The organism is Xanthomonas sp. 3793 (assembly GCF_024806835.1).
GTDB classification, from domain to species: Bacteria; Pseudomonadota; Gammaproteobacteria; order Xanthomonadales; family Xanthomonadaceae; genus Xanthomonas; species Xanthomonas arboricola_F.
Genome location: NZ_JANTYU010000001.1, coordinates 443,161 through 462,253 on the forward strand (window position 1 = coordinate 443,161; position 19,093 = coordinate 462,253).

At 66.0% G+C, this 19,093-nt stretch carries 17 protein-coding genes; 6 read left to right on the forward strand and 11 right to left on the reverse strand.

Features of this window, described 5'->3' with window-relative positions:
* Positions 1-10: 10 nt before the first annotated feature.
* Positions 11-1,150: a putative acyl-CoA thioester hydrolase gene (locus FHY18_RS01850; RefSeq protein ID WP_259152456.1), complete on the forward strand. Its 1,140-nt coding sequence runs from the start codon at positions 11-13 to the stop codon at positions 1,148-1,150.
* 390 nt (positions 1,151-1,540) lie between these two features.
* Positions 1,541-3,211, forward strand: a complete 1,671-nt coding sequence (locus tag FHY18_RS01855; RefSeq protein WP_259150622.1) for a glycoside hydrolase family 28 protein — start codon at positions 1,541-1,543, stop codon at positions 3,209-3,211.
* A 181-nt stretch (positions 3,212-3,392) separates the two neighbouring features.
* Here FHY18_RS01855 and FHY18_RS01860 read toward each other — a convergent pair whose 3' ends face one another.
* From FHY18_RS01860 to efp, 6 genes are read right to left on the reverse strand one after another with little or no spacing between them, the layout of a single operon-like run.
* Positions 3,393-4,082, reverse strand: coding sequence for a phytoene/squalene synthase family protein (locus FHY18_RS01860; RefSeq protein WP_259150623.1), 690 nt, complete (start codon positions 4,080-4,082; stop codon positions 3,393-3,395).
* 28 nt (positions 4,083-4,110) lie between these two features.
* Complete coding sequence (locus FHY18_RS01865) at positions 4,111-4,836, reverse strand: phosphoglycolate phosphatase (protein WP_259150624.1); 726 nt, start codon at positions 4,834-4,836, stop codon at positions 4,111-4,113.
* A 55-nt stretch (positions 4,837-4,891) separates the two neighbouring features.
* Entirely contained in the window at positions 4,892-5,611 is a 720-nt protein-coding gene (ubiG, locus tag FHY18_RS01870) for a bifunctional 2-polyprenyl-6-hydroxyphenol methylase/3-demethylubiquinol 3-O-methyltransferase UbiG (RefSeq protein ID WP_259150625.1), read from the reverse strand.
* A gap of 29 nt (positions 5,612-5,640) precedes the next feature.
* Complete coding sequence (locus FHY18_RS01875; RefSeq protein WP_259150626.1) at positions 5,641-6,978, reverse strand: TRZ/ATZ family hydrolase; 1,338 nt, start codon at positions 6,976-6,978, stop codon at positions 5,641-5,643.
* An 18-nt stretch (positions 6,979-6,996) separates the two neighbouring features.
* Positions 6,997-7,800, reverse strand: coding sequence for a hypothetical protein (locus tag FHY18_RS01880; RefSeq protein WP_259152457.1), 804 nt, complete (start codon positions 7,798-7,800; stop codon positions 6,997-6,999).
* Between the two features lie 50 nt (positions 7,801-7,850).
* A complete protein-coding gene (gene efp / locus FHY18_RS01885; protein WP_259150627.1) occupies positions 7,851-8,417 on the reverse strand; it encodes an elongation factor P in 567 nt (188 codons plus the stop codon).
* 101 nt (positions 8,418-8,518) lie between these two features.
* Here efp and epmB point away from each other — a divergent pair, with 101 nt between their 5' ends.
* Positions 8,519-9,547 (forward strand): EF-P beta-lysylation protein EpmB, encoded by a 1,029-nt coding sequence (epmB, locus tag FHY18_RS01890; protein ID WP_259150628.1) that lies wholly within the window; start codon positions 8,519-8,521, stop codon positions 9,545-9,547.
* A gap of 538 nt (positions 9,548-10,085) precedes the next feature.
* Here the strand turns inward: epmB and FHY18_RS01895 are convergent.
* Genes FHY18_RS01895 through FHY18_RS01905 form a run of 3 tightly spaced genes read right to left on the reverse strand, consistent with a single transcriptional unit; the run spans position 10,086 to position 13,945 of the window.
* Positions 10,086-12,203: an EAL domain-containing protein gene (locus FHY18_RS01895; RefSeq protein ID WP_259150629.1), complete on the reverse strand. Its 2,118-nt coding sequence runs from the start codon at positions 12,201-12,203 to the stop codon at positions 10,086-10,088.
* Positions 12,200-13,129 (reverse strand): phosphate/phosphite/phosphonate ABC transporter substrate-binding protein, encoded by a 930-nt coding sequence (locus tag FHY18_RS01900; protein WP_259150630.1) that lies wholly within the window; start codon positions 13,127-13,129, stop codon positions 12,200-12,202. The genes FHY18_RS01895 and FHY18_RS01900 overlap by 4 nt, the downstream gene beginning before the upstream one ends.
* Positions 13,130-13,180: 51 nt before the next feature.
* Positions 13,181-13,945 (reverse strand): RNA methyltransferase, encoded by a 765-nt coding sequence (locus FHY18_RS01905; RefSeq protein ID WP_259150631.1) that lies wholly within the window; start codon positions 13,943-13,945, stop codon positions 13,181-13,183.
* Between the two features lie 116 nt (positions 13,946-14,061).
* On the opposite strand from FHY18_RS01905, the gene FHY18_RS01910 reads away from it, so the two are divergent.
* Positions 14,062-14,895 (forward strand): inositol monophosphatase family protein, encoded by an 834-nt coding sequence (locus FHY18_RS01910; RefSeq protein ID WP_046963628.1) that lies wholly within the window; start codon positions 14,062-14,064, stop codon positions 14,893-14,895.
* A gap of 344 nt (positions 14,896-15,239) precedes the next feature.
* Here FHY18_RS01910 and FHY18_RS01915 read toward each other — a convergent pair whose 3' ends face one another.
* Positions 15,240-15,851 (reverse strand): superoxide dismutase, encoded by a 612-nt coding sequence (locus tag FHY18_RS01915; protein WP_259150633.1) that lies wholly within the window; start codon positions 15,849-15,851, stop codon positions 15,240-15,242.
* Positions 15,852-16,114: 263 nt separating this feature from the next.
* On the opposite strand from FHY18_RS01915, the gene FHY18_RS01920 reads away from it, so the two are divergent.
* Both FHY18_RS01920 and FHY18_RS01925 read left to right on the forward strand, forming a co-directional pair.
* A complete protein-coding gene (locus FHY18_RS01920; RefSeq protein WP_259150634.1) occupies positions 16,115-16,555 on the forward strand; it encodes a ribonuclease in 441 nt (146 codons plus the stop codon).
* A complete protein-coding gene (locus FHY18_RS01925) occupies positions 16,552-16,977 on the forward strand; it encodes a barstar family protein (RefSeq protein ID WP_259150635.1) in 426 nt (141 codons plus the stop codon). Before FHY18_RS01920 ends, FHY18_RS01925 begins: the two co-directional genes overlap by 4 nt.
* A 211-nt stretch (positions 16,978-17,188) precedes the next feature.
* On the opposite strand, the gene FHY18_RS01930 is transcribed toward FHY18_RS01925, so the two are convergent.
* Positions 17,189-19,081, reverse strand: a complete 1,893-nt coding sequence (locus FHY18_RS01930) for an ATP-binding cassette domain-containing protein (RefSeq protein ID WP_259150636.1) — start codon at positions 19,079-19,081, stop codon at positions 17,189-17,191.
* Between the last annotated feature and the right edge of the window lie 12 nt (positions 19,082-19,093).

A 19,093-nucleotide genomic window follows, 5' to 3' on the forward strand; every position in this document is an offset into this window, starting at 1 on the left:
CGCCGCTGCACTGCTCAGTCTTGTCAGCGCCAATGCGGCCGCACTCACCGGCACCGCCTCACGCCCGCAGCTCACCAGCAGCGAAGCAGGCAGCTATACGATCGCCAAGGCCCTGGCCAAGGCCGGGCCGCTCACGGCCTTGGTCACCGACAACTGGAACCCCACCGCCGGCGTCGCCTTGCTCAGCGCGGACTATGCAGTGGCCGCCGATGGCTCAACGCGCTATCGCACCGTGCAGTCGGCGGTCGATGCGGCCGTGGCAGCAGGCGGCAGCACGCGCCGCTACATCAGTATCAAGGCCGGCACCTATACCGAACTGGTGTGCGTGCCGACCAACGCGCCGCCGCTGACCCTGTTCGGGCTGGGCACCGACGCCACCGATACCGTCATCCGCTTCAACAACGCCAACCCGACGCCCAAGCCGGCTGGCACGGCAAGTCACCCCTGTGCCAGCAATGCGTCGGCGACCACGGTGGGCACCTCCAACAGCGCGACCGTGACGGTGCGTGCAGCGGGCTTCCAGGCGCGCCACCTGCGCGTGCACAACAGCTATGTCGAAGGGACCTATCAGGACAACAACCAGTCGGCCGTCGCCCTGGCGGTGCGTGGCGACCAGGCCAGCTTCGAAGACGTGCTGGTGACTGGCAATCAGGACACCTTGCTGATCAGTGCGACCAATGCCGCCAACGTGATTCGCGCCTATTTCAAGAACAGCACGATCGAAGGCGATGTCGACTTCATCTTCGGATCGGGCATAGGCGTGTTCGACAACGCCCTGATCCGCTCGGCGGGTACGCGCCTGGGCAGCAGTCGCGGCGGCTATATCTTCGCGCCGAGCACGCGCCCGGGCAGCAGCTATGGGTTCCTGGCGATCAACAGCCGCTTTGTCGCCGGCTCCGGTTCGCCCGACAACCAGACCTATCTGGGCCGCGCCTGGGACGAAGGTGTCAGCAATCTGGGTGCTTACGTCAATGGCACCTCGCCCAATGGCCAGGTGACGGTGCGCGACTCCAGCCTGGGCAGCCATATCCGCAAGACCGCGCCCTGGAATGCCTCCACCGCCAGCCGCCCCTATTGCAGCAGCGGCTGCACCAATTCGGCAAACCGCTTTTACGAATACGGCAATACCGGGGCCGGGGCCGCCGACTGATCCATCGCCACGCCAGCTGCGTTTTTTGCAGCGTCCTGGCAGCAACATTTAGGCCTGTCACCGCTACTCATCGCCTGTTGGCAATCCGCGTGATGCGGTGTGCCAACAGGCGATGGTGTTGACCGCCCATCCGCTTGCGCGATGGCAACGCGTTATCGAATTGGGCACTGCGTTGGGTGACTTCGGGGACGCGGCGTCGAGTTCGCCCCTCCGACGTCGGCCGCCCGTATGAGGCACCAGGCTTGCCGCTCCCCTGCGCAATCGACATCGCAACATCGATACCTGCACTGCATGCCCGGCGTACCAGGCACGGTCATACGGCTGTCATGCAACGTATCGCCGCTGCGCGCAGATCGCACCGTCGCCACGCCCCATCGGAGCCCTCCCCCAATGCAATCTCCTTTCGCCTTTCCCGCCATCGCAGCACTGACGCTCGCCGTGTTCGGCATGACAAGCTTGCAGGCCGGCGCAGCGCGGCCGCACGGGCAGGATGTGCCCGACACTGCTCACAGCATCTCCACCCGTTGGGGCGTGGTCCGGCAGCCGACCTTACCGACCCATATCTGCGCCACGCTAAAAGCCGCACTGATGCCAGTGGCCGGTTCGTTGGACACGCTGGATCAGGACCCGGCCCACTCCAAGCGCGATACCGCGCGCCTGCAGGCAGCCATCGACGATTGCCCTGCCGGCAGCGCAGTGCATCTTGTCCCCGGCGATGCCGGCGAATCCGGCATGCTCAGCGGGCCGTTGACCATCAAGAGCGGGGTCACGCTATGGATCGATCGCGGGGTCACCTTGTTCGGCTCGCGCAATCCGCAGGACTACGACAACGGCCTGGGCACCTGCGGCACCGCCACCAGCGACAAGGCCAAGTCGTGTAGTCCACTGATCCATCTCTCCGACACCGCCAACAGCGCCATTGTCGGCGCCGGCAAGATCGACGGCCGTGGCGGCAGCACGCTCACTGCCGGGCCCAATGCCGGCAAGGCCAGCTGGTGGGATCTTGCCTATCTCAACGTCACCCAGGGCTTGAGCCAGCACGTGCCGCGCCTGCTGCAGATCGACGACAGCACCGACGTCACCTTGTACGACATCACCCTGGAGAACTCGCCCAATTTCCATGTCATCAGCGACAACGTGGTGGGCCTGACCGCGTGGGGCATCAAGATTCTGGCGCCCAGCCTGGTCTATTCGCGTCCCGGCTACCGCTGCCCGGCAGGCAGTACCCCGGACGTCAATCCGCACGCGACCTGCTTCACGCCGGAGACTGCCAAGAACACCGATGGCTTCGACCCGGGCCAGTCGAAGAATGTGCTGCTGGCGTACTCGTATATCGGCACCGGCGATGACGGTGTGGCGATCAAGGCGCACGCCAACAGCAAGCGCAGCATCGCCTCGGAAAACATGCTGTTCGCCTACAACCAGTTCTACTACACCCATGGTTTTTCGCTGGGCAGCGAAACCGATTCGGGCATGCGCCATATCGCCGTGCGTGGCTTGAGCATCGACGGCTTCAACGCCAACGATGTGCAGCGCGATCCCTACTCGGCCAATGGCCTGCGCATCAAGTCCGATGCCTCCCGCGGCGGCCAGGTCTACGACATCAGCTTCGAGAACATCTGCATGCGCGGGGTTGCGCGGCCGCTGGTGTTCGATGCCAACTACGCCAACCCGGCGACCCGCGACAAGCCCCCGCAGTTCAGCGGCATTTCGCTCAGTCACGTGCATTCGCTGGGTTCGACCACCTTGGGTGGCGGCGAATTGAGTTTCTATGGGTATCGCGACGCCGGCACTACCCGGCCGATCACCATCTCGCTGGACAATGTCGTGCTGGAAGGCGGCAAGGTCAGCTTCGCGCAGCCGCATTTCGGCGGGCCTGCGAGCAACCCGGGCGCGACGCACTTCACCTTCAAGGGCGGGCCGGTGAGCTTTTACGATCAGCTGACCGAATCGGTGCCCAACGATGTGCAGCTACAAGGCAAACCCGGCCCGGGCACGCCACTGCAATGCAATGACGCCTTCATTGCCTACCACTCGGTGCTGCCGGATTCGCCGATTTGAATCCCACGTGCCGAGCGCCACGGCAATCACATGCGGATGCAACGCTTGCTGCGGTCTGCCGGTCGCAGCAAGCCATCGGTCCCAAGCCAACGATGTAACGGGCTTGCAACCGCCGCATCCGGCCGCACGGCCGTACCAGTGCGCTTGCACTGGTACGGCCGTGCGGCCGTCTCGCCTGCGCTCAGTCCGCGCCGCTAGCTGCGCGCCAGCTATGCCACAGCTGCTGCACCGGCGGCGGATAGGCTGCCTTGCCGCCCAGTTCGCGCTGCAGACGCAACCGTGCCAGGCGCGACCACACCCGGTGCGGCCGTGCCAATGCCGGCTTGCGTGGCCACGCACGTAGCAGCTGCGTGCGCCAGGCAACCGTGGTGACGCCGCCGGGCGCGGCGCTGTCACCGGCCACGCGTTGCCGTGCGTCCAGCCATTGCACCGACACCGCACTGGCATCGCCTGGCTGGCTGCGCGCAAACAACACCGCTTCCACAGCGACCACCGCCCCGGCAAAGCCACGCAGTTGATCCAGCGCCTGCTCCAGCGATGCCGGCTGCGCACGTGCTACCTGCATCGCCGGCAAGGTCTCGGCCAACTGCGCCCACGGCGCACGCACCGGCTCCAGCACGCGCCCCAGCGGGTGCCGCGAGCGTTGACCAGACCAGTCGCGCAGTTCCTGCTGCCACCACGCCAGCTTGGCATCGGCCGGCAGCGGGTCGCCGGCGATATTCATGATGTCCTCCCATTCCTGCAGCAAGGCGAACCAGGCCGCGGCCAGGTGCCGCTGCGGTTCGGGAACGAAAGGCTCGGCAACCGACCATTCCGGCCAGCGGGTTCGCCACTTGTCGAGAAAACTGTCGAGGGCGCTGGATTGGCTCATGGCGGGTCCAGAAAAAAGTCAAAAAGAATCAGGTCTGCGGCCACGTCGCCGGGTTCCACAGCAGCTGCGGCTGGTCTACCAGCACATCGGCCTGCCAGCGCTCCGGCACGTCGTCATGCAGGCGATAGCCCCACAACACCGCCACCGACGGCATGCCCGCCGCGCGTGCCGCAAGAATGTCGCGCTCGTCGTCGCCCACATAGACGCACTGCGCAGGTGCAACGCCGATACGCTCGGCCGCAGTCAGCAATGGCAGCGGATGCGGCTTGCGCTCGGGCAAGGTATCGCCGCCGATCAGCACGGCGCAGCGCTGCTGCCAGCCCAGTTGCGGCAGGATCAACCGGGCCAGGTATTCGGGTTTGTTGGTGACGATGCCCCAAATGCAGCCGGCGCTTTCCAGTCGCACCAGCAGCTCTTGGACACCATCGAACAGCTGCGACTGCGTGCCGATCAAGGCTTCATAGCGGCTCAGGAATTCCGGCACCAGCGCCGCGCGCGCCGCGTCATCGAGCTCGGCGAAGGCCACGCCCAACATTGCACGCGCGCCCTTGGACACCACCGGCCGCAGCTGCTCCAGCGCCACCGGCCCACGCTCCCGCGCGGCCAGCATCGCGTTGACGGTCGCCAGCATGTCCGGCGCGCTATCCAGCAAGGTGCCATCCAGATCGAACAACACCGCGCGCGGAAACCTCGCAGCCGCCCCGTCGCTCTGCAGTCGTGTGCCGCCATCGGGACGGTGGGACTCGGCAGACATCAAGCACGCACTCGCTGTTGCCAATCCCAAATCCCGACTCCCCAATCCCTGCTCGTCACGGCCTCACCGCGTACGCCAGATAATTGACCTCGGTGCGCGAGGACAAGCGCGCGCGATTGCGCCACGGCTCGTACACCATGCCGCTGACGTCTTGCAGCTGCAGCTCGGCGCTGCGCAACCAGGCCGCAAGTTCTGCCGGCTTGATGAAATCCTTGTAGTGATGCGTGCCCTTGGGCAGCAGCCGCGCGATGTACTCGGCGCCGACCACCGCCAGTGCGAACGCGGCCGGCGTGCGATTGAGCGTAGACAGGAACAGCTTGCCGCCCGGCTTGAGCAGGCTGGCGCAGGCGCGGATGATCGCGGTCGGGTCCGGCACGTGTTCGAGCATTTCCATGCAGGTCACCGCATCGAAGCTACCCGGCTGCTCGGCCGCCAGGTCTTCCACCGACTGCACGCGGTAATCCACCTGCACGCCCGATTCCAGGCTGTGCAGCCGGGCGACTTTCACCAGCTCCGGTGCCAGGTCGATCGCCGTGACCTGCGCGCCCAGGCGCGCCATCGACTCGCTGAGCAAGCCGCCGCCGCAGCCCACATCCAGCACGCGTGCGCCGGCCAGCTCCTGGCGCGCGGACACGTAGCCAAGGCGCACCGGGTTGAGCGCATGCAGCGGCTTCTGCGGGCCATCGGCGTCCCACCAGCGGTTAGCCAGCGCGGCGAATTTGTCCAGCTCGGCCTGATGGAAATTGCTGGAGGTGGATTGGGTCGTGGGATTCATGCGGAACTCCGTGATGCGATGACGCGCGGTCAGGCGCGGACGGTGCGGATGCGTTCGCGCCATTGCCGCGCATTGGCGACCAGGGCAGCGGTATCCATGTCGATCAGCTCGCGCTGCACCAGCTTGGGCTTGCCGGCGATCCACACATCGGTGACCTGATGACGGCCGGCGGCATAGATCAGTTGCGACAGCACATGATGCAACGGTTGTGTCTCCAGCGCAGACAGATCCACGCAGACCAGATCGGCCTGCTTGCCGACTTCGATCGAGCCGATCCTGTCGCCGAAGCCCAGCGCGCGCGCGCCGCCCAGCGTGGCTGCGCGCAGCGTGGTGGCCGCATCCAGCGCGGTGGCATCGTTGGCCACGGCCTTGGCCAGGATCGCGGCGGTTCGGTTTTCGCTGAACATGTCCAGGTCGTTGTTGCTGGCGCAGCCGTCGGTGCCGATGGCCAGGTTCACCCCGGCACGCTGCAATGCGCAGGCCGGGCAAAAGCCCGATGCGAGCTTGAGGTTGGACTCGGGGCAATGCACCACGCTGACGCCGCGCTCGGCGCACAGATGGATTTCTGCATCGGTGAGCTGGGTCATGTGCACGGCGATCAGGCGGTCGTTGACCAGGCCCAACCGATCCAGGCGTGCCAGCGGGCGCTGGCCGTATTGCTTGACCGAATCGGACACTTCCTGCGCGGTTTCATGCGTGTGCAGATGCACCGGCATGTCCAGCTGGTCGGCAAGCATGCGCACGCGCTCGAAGTTGGCATCGTTCACCGTGTACGGCGCATGCGGAGCGAACGCAGTGCCGATCAACGGATCGTCGCGCCATTGGTCGTGCAGCTCGCCGGCCCGCGCGAAGTATTGGTCGTCCGACGACGCCCAGGCAGTGGGGAAATCGATGATCACCGCGCCGACCAGCGCACGGAAACCGTGTTGCTTGTAGACCGCGGCCTGCACATCGGCAAAGAAGTAGTTTTCGTTGACGCAGGTGGTGCCGCCACGCAGCATTTCGGCGATCGCCAACGTGGTGCCGTCGGCCACGAACTCCGGCCCGATCACCGCCGCTTCCACCGGCCAGATGTGCTGCTGCAACCACACCATCAGCGGCAGATCGTCGGCAATGCCGCGCAGCAAGGTCATCGGGTTATGCGTATGCGCATTGACCAGGCCCGGCATCAGCGCCGCTTCCGGGCGCGAGACGGTCTGCTTCGGCGCAAACCGTGCGCGCGCTTCGGCAATCGGTGCGATCGCCACGATGACGCCGTTGCTGACCGCCACCGCGTGCTCTTCGAGCACCACCGCATGCGGTTCGATCGGCACCACGTAACCGGCTTCGATCAACAGGTCGCACGCTTCGGGAGGGGCATTGGTCATGAGCGTATCCATAAAGGGTTAGTTGTCGAACGGCCAGCTGGGATCGCCAGCGGCCACAGGCACGTAGCGCTGGCCGTTGTACTGCACTATCTGGCGCACGCGACGGGTGCGTTCGGTATCGGTGTCGCCGCCGGCGGCGCTTTCCCTGGTAGACACGTTGGCTGTCAGCACGATGTCCGCGTAGCCGGCATGTCCCTGCGGTGCCATGGCCAGGCTCAGATTGGCGACTTCGGTGATCACATCGCCCTTCCCCGGGCTGCAGGGCTCGCCTTTCACGCGTTGCCACGCATAGAGATCGCGTTGCAGTACCGGACGCAAGCTGCGCCCCTCGCGCACCAGCAGGGTCAAGGCCTGATTGCTGTAAAAATCCGGGCAACTGGGCCCACGCGCAGCGCTATGCACCACCACACCGATCGCGCGCACGCCCTTGGCCAGGTCGTAGCGCGCAGTATCCAGGCGCAGGCCGTCGGCAGCGAGTTCGAACGCGGCGTCCTCGCCCATGTCCTGCGCGTAAGACGCCAGCACCTTGCCGCTGGCGGCATCGAGCATGGCGACACGCAACGCAATGTCGCGCTCGCTAGGCTCGGTCTGTGCGTCGCCAGCAAATGCGATTGCCGCCAGCCGGATGGCCGGATCGTTCGGCCACGGTTTGCAGCCCTGGGCCACCACCCGGTCGACCGACAGCGCAGTTGCGGCGCCGCCCACCCGGCCAGACGTCGCGATGGCCGCAACGGCGGCCACGTCAGCGTCGTCGCAGGTTGCGCCAGCCGTTTGCGCAACGGCCGGGCACGCTGCGAGCGCAGCCCACAGCCCCACCAGCACACCGGCACTGCGTACCGCTCGACCAGGCCAGCGTCCCGGGCGCATCCGGCTTACTTGACGCGCGCCGAGTATTCGCCCGAACGGGTGTCGACCTTGATCACTTCGTCCTGATTGACGAACAGCGGCACGCGCACCACTGCGCCGGTTTCCAGCGTCGCCGGCTTGCCGCCGCCACCGGAAGTATCGCCGCGTACGCCCGGGTCGGTCTCGGTGATCTTCAGTTCGACGAAGTTCGGCGGCTGCACCCAGATCGGTGCGCCATTCCACAGCGTCACGATGCAATCTTCCTCGCCCTTGAGCCACTTGTCGGCGCCGCCCATGCCCGCCTTGTCGGTCTGCACCTGCTCGAAGGTTTCCGGGTCCATGAAGTGCCAGTACTCGCCATCGCTGTACAGGTAGCGCATGTCGGTATCGACCACGTCGGCCACTTCCACGTCGTCGGTGGCCTTCATGGTCATTTCGACCACGCGGCCGGACTTGATGAAGCGGTACTTCATGCGGGTGAAGGCCTGGCCCTTGCCCGGCTTGACGTATTCGGTCTCGGTGATGACCGCCGGTTCGTTGTTGACCAGGATCTTCATGCCGTTCTTGACGTCGTTCATGCCAACAGTGGCCATGGTGCAGCTCCTCGATAAGACCACGACCCGCCACACGGTGGCCGGTCGGATTAGAATGGGGCGCCCGCCGCAACCGGCGGGCATTGGTTTTGTGACCGCACATGATAACCGCAGCCCCCGTCGCCTTACAGCCATCCCAGCCCACCGCCCTGCAGCCGCCGCGCTGGCAGCAGCAGTGGCGCGACGCCGTGCGCGACCCGCGCACGTTGCTGGAACTGCTGGGCCTGGACGCGCAAGCGGCCGGTATCAGCGCGGACGCAGCCGCGCAGTTCCCGCTACGGGTACCGCAGGCATTCGTGGCGCGGATGCAGCACGGCGACCTGCACGACCCGCTGCTGCGGCAGGTACTGCCGCTGGATGCAGAAATGCAGCCGGTGCCGGGCTACGGCCTGGATGCGGTCGGCGATGCCGCCGCCAAGACCGCCGCCGGGGTGATCCAGAAATACCGCGGTCGCGCCCTGCTGATCGCCACCGGCAGTTGCGCGGTGCATTGCCGCTACTGTTTCCGCCGCCACTTCCCGTATGCGGAAGAAACCGCCGCGCGCGATGGCTGGCGTGAGGCGGTGGAGGCGATCGCTGCCGACCCGGACATCGACGAAGTGCTGCTGTCCGGCGGCGACCCGCTGTCGCTGGCCACACCAAAACTGGTCGAACTCACCGATGCCCTGGCCGCCATCGGGCACCTCAAGCGGCTGCGCATCCATAGCCGCCTGCCGGTGGTACTGCCCGCGCGCGTGGACGCGCCCTTGCGGGCCTGGCTGCGCAGCCTGCCGTGGCCGGTGGCCTTCGTGATCCACGCCAACCATGCCAACGAATTCGATGCCGACGTGGACACCGCCATGCAGGCATTGCGCGGTGCCGGCGTGCAACTGCTCAATCAGGCGGTGTTGCTGCGCGGGGTCAACGACAGCGTGGACGCGCTGGCCGCGTTGAGCGAACGCAGCTTCGCCGCCGGCGTGCTGCCGTACTACCTGCATCAGCTCGATCGCGTAGCCGGCGTGGCGCATTTCGAAGTGGACGACGCCCGCGCACGCGCCCTGCATGCGGAACTGGCCACGCGGCTGTCCGGTTATCTGGTCCCGCGCCTGGTACGCGAAATCCCTGGCGATACCGGCAAACGGCCGCTGTAACCCCAACGCCCAACGCACCCTCTCGCAGGAGCGCACCCGGGCGCGACGAAGCCTTACCGATAAAGCCCCATCGCGCCCTGGTGCGCTCCTACGGGGTTATCGGGCACCGCGCCGCGCGCGAAATCCTCGACGAAAGGCCACGGCAACCACCCAGACCCAACGCACCCTGCCGTAGGAGCGCACCCGGGCGCGATGAAGCCTTACCGATAAAGCCCCATCGCGCCCTGGTGCGCTCCTACGGGGTTATCGGGTACCGCGCCGCGCGCGAAATCCTCGACGAAAGGCCGCGGCAACCACCCAGACCCAACGCACCCTGCCGTAGGAGCGCACCCGGGCGCGACGAAGCCTTACCGATAAAGCCCCGTCGCGCCCAGGTGCGCTCCTACGGGGTTATCGGGCACCGCGCCGCGCGCGAAATCCTCGACGAAAGGCCACGGCAACCACCCAGACCCAGCGCACTCTGCCGTAGGAGCGCACCCGGGCGCGACGGAGCCCTACCGATAAAGCTCCTTCGCGCCCAGGTGCGCTCCTACGCTGTTCAGCCCGCGGCGATCAGCTTGACCATGTCGGCCGGGCTCAACGGCCTGCTGAACCAGTACCCCTGCCCCAGGTCGCAACCGCGCTCGCGCAGCAGGTTGAATTGCGCTTCCTGCTCGATGCCTTCGGCCACCACGGTGATCCCCAGCGAATGGGCCATGTTGATGATGGCGGTGGTCAGCGCCAGATCGTCCGGGTCGCGCTGCAGGTCGGCGATGAAGCTCTTGTCGATCTTGACCCCGTCCACCGGCACCTGGCGCAAATGGCTCAAACCGGAGAAGCCGGTACCGAAGTCGTCCAGCCACACCTTCACCCCGGTGCGGTGCAGCTGATCGAGCAGGCTGGCGGCCATCATCTCGTCGCCGATCACCGCCGTCTCGGTCAGTTCCAGGTGCAGCCGCGCGGCCGGCAAGCCGGACTCGGCCAGGCACTCGGCCACGGTGTCGATCAGATCGCCGCTGCGCAGCTGGCGCGGCGACACATTGACCGAAATGAACAGGCCCTCGCCCACTTCCGGCCATTGCGCCGCTTCCAGGCAGGCCGCGCGCAGCACCTTGGGGCCGATCGTCTCGATCAGCCCGCTCTGCTCGGCGATATCGATGAAGGTAGAGGGCGCAATCGTGCCCAGCGCCGGGTGCTGCCACCGCAGCAGCACCTCCACGCCCACCAGTACGCGGTCGCTGGTGCGGTAGATCGGTTGATACACCAGCCGCAATTCGTCGCGCTCCCAGGCACCGCGCAGCTCGTGCTCCATGTGCACGCGACGCTCCACCGCATGGTCGGCCGCGCGGCTGTAGAAGCGGTGGCAGTTCTTGCCGGCGACCTTGGCCTGGTACATCGCGATGTCGCCGTTCTTCAACAGCGCGGTGGCATCGTTGGCATCGTCCGGAAACAGGGTAATGCCGATCGAGGTGCCCAGGAACACTTCACGGCCCTGCACGTTCAACGGGCGGCTCAACTCGTGCACCAGGCGGTCCGCCAGCTGTGCGGCGAGCAGGCTGACATCGCCGCTTTGCAGCAGGATCACGAACTCATCGCCGCCGAAGCGCGCCAGGATCGCATCGTCGCCACCCAGCGCCGAAACCGCGCGGCTGATCCGGCTGGCGAACTGCAGCAAGGCCTCGTCGCCGGCCTCATGCCCTAGCGTGTCGTTGACGCGCTTGAAGTCGTCGATATCGGCAAACAGCAGCGCCAGCTTGCTGTTGCTGCTGCGTGCGGTGTTGAGCAGGTGGTCCAGTCCTTCGCGAAAACCGAGGCGATTGGTCAGCCCGGTCAGCGCATCGGTGTAGGCCATATGACGCACTTCGCGGTCGTGCCGGGCGATGCTTTCGCTCATGCGGCCGAAGGCGGAAATCAGCTCGCCGATTTCGTCGTTGCGCGGATGCGGCGGCAGTTGCACGGCATAGTCGCCACGCTCGATCTGGCGTGCGGCCGCAGCCAGCAACCGCACCGGCGCCACCAGCGTGCGCTGCACATAGATCGCCAGCAGCACGCCCAGCGCCACCAGCGCGGCCAGCAGCACCAGCAACCAGCCCAGATCGCGTTTGCCGATCGCATTGAGGTTCTCGACCAGGGTCAGGTTGGCGCCAGATTCGATCTTGCGCACCCGCTCGCGCGACATGCCCACGCGCACGCCGCCGATACGCTGATCGCCGACCTTGATCGGCACCGTCACGTCCAGCACCTCGGGCGAGGATTGCAGCAACATCGCCTGCGCCGCCACCGCCCTGGCCGCGAGCGGGTCGTTCATGCGCTGTCCGTAGCGCTGCAGGTTGGGCGTGCCGTCGTGCACCAGCAGGCCGCGCCGGTCGAACACCAGCACATACGTCACCACTTGCTGACGCGACGCATTGCGCACCAGCGCCCCCACCGCGCCCAGGTCGGAGTAATACAGCGGGTTGGCCAGCCCGGAGGCCAGCTCGGTCGCCAGCGTCTCGCCGCGGGTGCGCAGGCTGCGATCGAACAGCTCGTGCAGGATCTGCGCGCTCAGCCCGCGCACTTCGCGCTGCATCGCACTCTGGCGTTGCAACAGCGACGCCAGGATCGCGCCGACGAGCAACAGGGTCAGCGCCATGACCAACAGGAAACGTGCCTGCAACCCGAAGCGCACCTGACTCATTCCATTTCATTCCTGACGTGCTGCAGGCCGGTGCTCAATGCATCCAGACGCCTGCGACTCTCGCTATCCAGCGGGTAAAACGCGGTGGTGCCGAAGAAACGTTTGAGCGCCGGTGCGGCCTTCGGGTCGGAGGCGGCCTGCAGCAACACCACGCGCAGGCGGCGTTCCACTGCCGGGTCCATGCCGGAGCGCACCATTTCCACCGCCCGCGGCACCGGCGCGCTGCGGTACACGATGCGGAAATCGCGTTTGAACACCGGCGGCAGATGCCGCTCGTCGTCCCAATCGAGATTACTGAAGGCCCCGGCATCGATCAGGCGCTTGTGCACGAAAGCGGCGATGTTCAATTTGGAGCCGACCATCAGATAGCCGACCGAACCAGGCACCTGGGGGTCGTCCGGCGACAGCAGCACATCGCAGGCAATGCCGTTGCGCATCAGCTCCAGCATCGGCACCAGATAGCCGCTGGTGGACGATGCATTCTGCAACGCCAGGCTATGCCCGCGCAGTTGCGTGAGCGAGCGGATCGGGCTGTCGCGGCGCACGAAGAACACCGTATGGAAGTCGCGCACACCGCCCCGCTCGGTCATCAGCAAGGGATGCACGCCGCCGCGCCGCTCCAGCAGCATCGCCGCACCGGTGGTCTCGCTGACCCAGTCGACCCGGCCACGCCGCAGGTAACTGGACATCTGGCGCGCATCCGGCGCCATCAGGATTTCGCCCCGACGGATGCCCACCTCGCGCATGCGCGGCACTACGTAGTCCAGCAGCGGTTTGAGTTGATCGTAATGTGTGGCGGGGTCATCGCTGATCCGCCCGAGCACCAATACCGAGGAGGGCGCTGCCGCAGCCGTCACGGCCAAGCCTGCACCGGCCACCAGCCAGCAGGCAATCAGACACCATTGTAGACCGCGCAAAACGGACACTCCCCTAGAGCCGCGGACAGCCTAGCCGAATCTTTGAAGATGTGACAGACGTCAGTTTCCGGCACGCCTGGCCAGCATTGCCATGCGCTGCGCATCGGACAGGATGCCGCGGATCAGCCGCACCTCCTGCTCGGTCATCTCCGCGCGCAGCAGCAACCGCCGCAACTTGCGCATCGCCGACTCCGGCGCGCGGCCCTTGTGGAAGTCGATCTCGTCCAGGGTCTCGCCCAGCTGGCCGAACATGCCTTCCAGCTGCGCATGGCTGGCCGGCCCGTCGCGCAGGCCGGAGGCCGGTACCGGCGCGGGGTCGGCCTCGCCGGCGGCCAATTGCGCCAGCCGCACCTCATAGGCCAGCACCTGCACCGCCGCCGCCAGATTGAGCGAACTGAACTGCGGGTCGGACGGGATATGTACCGCCGCATGGCAGAGCTGCAATTCGTCGTTGGTCAGGCCGGTGCGCTCGCGGCCAAACACGAACGCCACCTCGGCCGGCTCGCCCGCCTTGGCCAGGGCGCGCTGCGCGCCTTCGTCCGGCAGCAATTCTTCCAGCGCTACACGGCGCGCCCGTGCGGTGCAGCCGATCACCAGCGTGCAGTCGGCCACCGCCTCGCCCAGCGTGTCGAACAGCGGCGCATTGCCCAGCACGTCCTCGGCACCGGCCGAGCGCCGATAGGCGTCTTCATCGAGCGCGCGCTCGGGAGCCACCAACACCAGCCGCGAGACACCCATGGTCTTCATCGCACGCGCGGCGGCGCCGATGTTGCCTGGATGCTGGGTACCGACAAGAACAAAACGGATGCGCTGACTGACGGACATGAACGGAGATTGGGGAGCTGTTCGGCCGTAGATGGTAAACTGCGCGGCCGGCTTTCGCGCCGGACCGCTCTTTTACCTTCGCCATCTCCGATTCTGCCTTCACGGGAGCTTTAACCATGCAGAAACCCGCCGTCACCGTCATGGTCAAAGCCGCCCGCCTCGCCGGCAATGTGCTGTTGCGCGGTATCAACAAGCTGGATGCACTCAACGTCGTGCAAAAAGGCCGCATGGACTACGCCAGCGAAGTCGATGCCGATGCCGAGAAGGTCATCATCAAGGAACTCAAGCGCGGTTACCCCGAGTACGCCGTGTTTGGCGAAGAAGGCGGCGTGCAGGGCGGCAAGAGTGGCCGTTACACCTGGGTCATCGACCCGCTGGATGGCACCAGCAACTACCTGCGTGGGTTTCCGCACTACTGCGTGTCGATCGCCCTGGTGGAAAACGGCGAACCTACCGATGCGGTGATCTTCGATCCGCTACGCAACGAGCTTTTCACCGCCAGCCGCGGCGCCGGCGCCGTGCTCAACGACCGCCGCATCCGTATCGCCGAGCGAAAGGATCTGGACGGCGCAATGATCCACACCGGCTTCCCGCCGCGCGAGCGCGCACGGATCAGTGCGCAGCTGAAGTGCGTCGATGCCCTGCTGGTCCAGGCCGAAGACGTGCGCCGCACCGGCTCAGCCGCGCTGGATCTGGCGTATGTGGCCTGCGGTCGCGCCGATGCCTACTTCGAAGCCGGCGTCAAAGCCTGGGACATCGCCGCGGGCGTGCTGCTGGTACGCGAGGCCGGTGGCCGCGTCTGCGACTACAAGGGCGCCACTCCGCCGCGCATGGACAATATGGGCCCGGAAACCCAGCAGATCGTGGCCGGCAACATCAAGATCAGCGACGCGCTGCAGAAGGTCATCGTCAACACCGGCTACGCCCGCGAATTCGACGCCAAGTTCTGATTGCCTGCAGGCTAAAGGTAGGAGCGCACCTGGGCGCGACGAAGCCTTACCGTTAAAGCCCCATCGCGCCCAGGTGCACTCCTACACGACAAACTGCAACAACCGAAGAAGGCCGGGATCGATTCCGGCCTTCTTGCGTTGCAGGGTCAGCATCGGCTGCGCCCGCGAGTTGGACGCCAGGCTCATGGGTTCCCTTGCAATCGTAGGAGCGCACCCGGGGGCGACGGGGGCTTTATCGGTACGGCTTCGTCGCGCCCAGGTGCGCTCCTACACGACAAACCGCAGCAAACAAAGAAGGCCGGGATCGCTCCCGGCCTTCTTGTGTCATAGCCTGCGCGCAGGACTCAGGCGATCGCAGCGTGGTAGCGGCGCTCGACTTCTTCCCAGTTCACTGCGTTATAGAACGCGCCGATGTATTCCGGGCGACGGTTCTGGTACTTCAGGTAGTACGCGTGTTCCCACACGTCCAGGCCCAGGATCGGGGTATTGCCCTCAAACAACGGGCTGTCCTGATTGGCGGTGCTTTCCACCACCAGCTTCTTGTCCGGGGTCACGCTCAGCCATGCCCAGCCCGAGCCGAAGCGGCTGACGGCGGCCTTGGTGAAGGCTTCCTTGAACTTCTCGAAACCACCGATGTCCTTGTCGATCGCCTTGGCAACTTCGCCCTTGGGCTCACCGCCGCCACTGGGCGACAGCACGGTCCAGAACAGCGAATGGTTGGCGTGGCCGCCACCGTTGTTGCGCACCGGGCCCTGCAGGTTTTCCGGCAGGCTCTTCAGCTTGGACACCAGCTCGTCGATCGGCAGGTCGGCGTATTCGGTCCCTTCCAGCGCCGCGTTGACGTTGTTGATGTAGGTCTGGTGATGCTTGGTGTGATGGATTTCCATCGTCTGCGCATCGATGTTCGGTTCCAGCGCGTCGTAGGCGTAGGGCAACTGCGGAAGGGTGTAGGCCATGCGTGTCTCCTGGACTTGCCGCCCGGCGAAGACCGGGCGTTGCGGGGTAGATGGTAAGGACGCCGACGGCGCTTACCAAGGGCAGCGGCAGGGAAACTTCATCCCATTCGAGCAGGGACCGCGCCCTGTTGGCTGCACACCTTGCACCAGCCCCCGGTTACTTGGATGTGAATCGCGCAGCCGCCCGGCCGCGTTCAAAGTCGACACAGTCGCGCGACGGCATACTTGCTCTGCCGCACACTCTTCGCTCCCGGAACGTCTTCATGCGCAAGCCCGCTTTGCTGATCGTCGCCATCGTGCTGCTCGTCGCCGGCTTGTGGGGCATGCGGGCATTGCAGACGCCCAAGCCGCAGTTTGCGCCGCAGCTCAGCGCACCGATCGCCGCCACACCGCCAGCGCGTCAGGTGCCGCACTTGCCGGCCTTTCTGCCGATCGAAGCCATGGCCACCATCGTCCTGATCCAGCGCGGCGGGCCGTTCCCGCATGCCCAGGATGGCAGCGTCTTCGGCAACCGCGAACACCGGCTGCCGGAGCGCCCGCGCGGCTACTACCGCGAATACACCGTCGACACGTCTGGCAGCACCGACCGCGGCGCACGCCGCATCGTTACCGGCGGCACCCCGCCGCAGACCTGGTACTACAGCGACGATCATTACCAGAGCTTCAAGTCGTTCCAGGGCCCGACACCGGAGCAGGCGCCATGAGCGCGGGCGACTTTGCGCTGGACCTGTCCGACCCGCAGCAATCGGGCGTCTATCAAGCCGACACCGACGATCTGGACACCATGGCTGCGCTGGCACGCGATGCCGGCCTGCGCATCCTGCGCGTGGATCTGGCCACCTGCAGCGACAAGCGCATGTTGTTGATGCGCCTGGCCACCCAACTGGACTTCCCCGTCGGCTTCGGCCGCAACTGGGATGCCTTGAGCGATGCGCTGCGCGACCTGGCGTGGCTGCCCTCCCCGCGCGGCTACGCGCTATTGATCGACGGCGCCGAGGCATTGGCGCAGGCAGCGCCGAGCGAGCGCGATACCTTGCTGGACATTCTCGACGAAGCCGCCACCAGCTGGGCCACGCGCGAACTGACGTTTGCAGCGTTCGTGGCGCCGGCCAGCGCTTGCGATTGAATGAGTCGGCTCACCATTGCTGCCTGAAGATGACAGGTGCGTTACCTGCATGCGCGGCGTCGCTTGCTTGTAGCTGAGCGCAACTTGCAAATGACGGCATGAGGCGCGGCCTGCGAAGCGTAGTCATCGCCCGCAGGGACGCAGCGACGCCTGCGCGAACAAACAGCGCAGCGCGACACCCAAGGCCGGCACGCAACCGCGCGCCGGCGGACTACTCCAGCTCGCTCCAGCGCGCGTATGCCGCATCCAGCTGCGCCTGCGCGTCGCTCAATGCTGCGGTGTGCGCGGTCATTGCCGCACTGTCGCGCTGATAGAACCCCGGGTCGTTCATTGCCTCGGTCAGCGCGGCGACCTGCTGCTCCAGCGTCTCGATCAAGCCAGGCAATTGCTCCAGTTCGCGCGCCTCCTTGTAGCTCAGCTTGCGCTTGGGCGCGGCATCCACCGCTGCCGCCGCAACTGCCACGGGCGTGGTCGCTGCAGCAGTCGCCGAGGCCTTGGCGACCGCCATCGCGTTGGGCGCCGGGGTGCGCCGCTGGCGCAACGAATCGCTGTAACCGCCGACGTAATCGCCGATCAGGCCATCGCCTTCCATCACCAGCGTCGAGGTCACCACGTTGTCGAGGAAGTCGCGGTCATGGCTGACCAGCAGCAAGGTGCCGGTGTACTCGCCCAGCAGCTCCTCCAGCAACTCCAGCGTCTCCACGTCCAGATCGTTGGTCGGTTCGTCCATCACCAGCAGGTTGGACGGCTGCGCGAACAGCCGCGCCAGCAACAGGCGATTGCGCTCGCCACCGGACAGGCGGGTGATCGGCGCGCGGGCGCGCTCGGGCGTGAACAGGAAGTCCTGCAGATACGCATGCACATGTTTGCGCTTGCCGTTGATTTCCAGGAAATCGCGGCCTTCGGCCACGTTTTCGATGGCGCTCCAGTCCTCGCGCAGGGTCGAGCGGTACTGATCGAAATACGCAATCTGCAGATTGGTGCCGATGCGGATTTCGCCTTCCTGCGCCTGCAGATCGCCCAGCAGCAACTTGAGCAAGGTGGTCTTGCCGCTGCCGTTGGGGCCGATCAGGCCGATGCGATCGCCACGCTGGATGATGGTCGAAAAATCCTTGACCATCGTGCGCGCGCCGAACGCAAAGCCGACCTCCTTGGCCTCGATCACCTTCTTGCCGGACGACTCGCCCTGCGAGACTTCCATACGCACATTACCGGTCAGATCGCGCCGCTGCACGCGCTCGTTGCGCATCGACTCCAGACGCCGCACACGGCCTTCGTCGCGGGTCCGCCGCGCCTTAATGCCCTGGCGGATCCAGATTTCTTCCTGTGCCAGCATCTTGTCGAAGCGCGCGTTTTCCTGCGCCTGCGCATTGAGCCGTTCTTCGCGGCGGCGCTCGTAATTGGCCCAGTCGCCCGGCCAGCTGGTGACCTGGCCACGGTCGATCTCGACGATGCGGGTGGCCAACGCACGCAAAAAGCGCCGGTCATGGGTCACGAACAGCACGCTGCCGTTCCAGCCTTTCAGGAACGACTCCAGCCAATCGATCGCTTCGATATCCAGATGATTGGTGGGCTCGTCCAGCAGCAGCACATCCGGCGAGGACACCAGCGAGCGCGCCAGCAGCACGCGTCGCTTCATGCCGCCGGACAGCCGCGCAAATTCCGCATCGCCGTCCAGTTCCAGCTTGGTCAGCGTCTCGCCGACGCGCTGATCCAGCGCCCAGCCCTCGGCCGCGTCGATCTTGGCCTGCACCTTGCCGAACGCGTCGGCGTCGAACACCTCGGCATGGCTGAGCTGGTGGAACTCGGCCAACCAGTGGCCCAACTCACCCAGGCCATCGGCCACCACATCGAACACGCTTCCGCCGGTGCCCTGCGGCACCTCCTGCTCCAGCCGTGCAATGCGCACGCCCTGCTGCACGCGCACTTCGCCGTCATCGGGCTTGAGCTCGCCGGCGATCAATTTCATCAAGGTCGATTTGCCGGCGCCGTTGCGACCGATCAGGGCGATACGCTCGCCCGGCTCGATCGTGAGGTCGGTTTTTTCCAGCAACAAGGGGCCGCCGACGCTGTAGTCGACGCTTTGCAGAGTGATTAAAGGCATGGGCTGATTGTA

Bases quoted from the DNA above. Each gene is read 5' to 3' on its own strand.
- FHY18_RS01855 (WP_259150622.1), top strand. From the start codon at position 1,541: ATGCAATCTCCTTTCGCCTTTCCCGCCATCGCAGCACTGACGCTCGCC.
- FHY18_RS01860 (WP_259150623.1), bottom strand. From the start codon at position 4,082: ATGAGCCAATCCAGCGCCCTCGACAGTTTTCTCGACAAGTGGCGAACC.
- FHY18_RS01865 (WP_259150624.1), bottom strand. From the start codon at position 4,836: ATGTCTGCCGAGTCCCACCGTCCCGATGGCGGCACACGACTGCAGAGC.
- ubiG (WP_259150625.1), bottom strand. From the start codon at position 5,611: ATGAATCCCACGACCCAATCCACCTCCAGCAATTTCCATCAGGCCGAG.
- FHY18_RS01875 (WP_259150626.1), bottom strand. From the start codon at position 6,978: ATGACCAATGCCCCTCCCGAAGCGTGCGACCTGTTGATCGAAGCCGGT.
- efp (WP_259150627.1), bottom strand. From the start codon at position 8,417: ATGGCCACTGTTGGCATGAACGACGTCAAGAACGGCATGAAGATCCTG.
- epmB (WP_259150628.1), top strand. From the start codon at position 8,519: ATGATAACCGCAGCCCCCGTCGCCTTACAGCCATCCCAGCCCACCGCC.
- FHY18_RS01895 (WP_259150629.1), bottom strand. From the start codon at position 12,203: ATGAGTCAGGTGCGCTTCGGGTTGCAGGCACGTTTCCTGTTGGTCATG.
- FHY18_RS01905 (WP_259150631.1), bottom strand. From the start codon at position 13,945: ATGTCCGTCAGTCAGCGCATCCGTTTTGTTCTTGTCGGTACCCAGCAT.
- FHY18_RS01910 (WP_046963628.1), top strand. From the start codon at position 14,062: ATGCAGAAACCCGCCGTCACCGTCATGGTCAAAGCCGCCCGCCTCGCC.
- FHY18_RS01915 (WP_259150633.1), bottom strand. From the start codon at position 15,851: ATGGCCTACACCCTTCCGCAGTTGCCCTACGCCTACGACGCGCTGGAA.
- FHY18_RS01920 (WP_259150634.1), top strand. From the start codon at position 16,115: ATGCGCAAGCCCGCTTTGCTGATCGTCGCCATCGTGCTGCTCGTCGCC.
- FHY18_RS01925 (WP_259150635.1), top strand. From the start codon at position 16,552: ATGAGCGCGGGCGACTTTGCGCTGGACCTGTCCGACCCGCAGCAATCG.
- FHY18_RS01930 (WP_259150636.1), bottom strand. From the start codon at position 19,081: ATGCCTTTAATCACTCTGCAAAGCGTCGACTACAGCGTCGGCGGCCCC.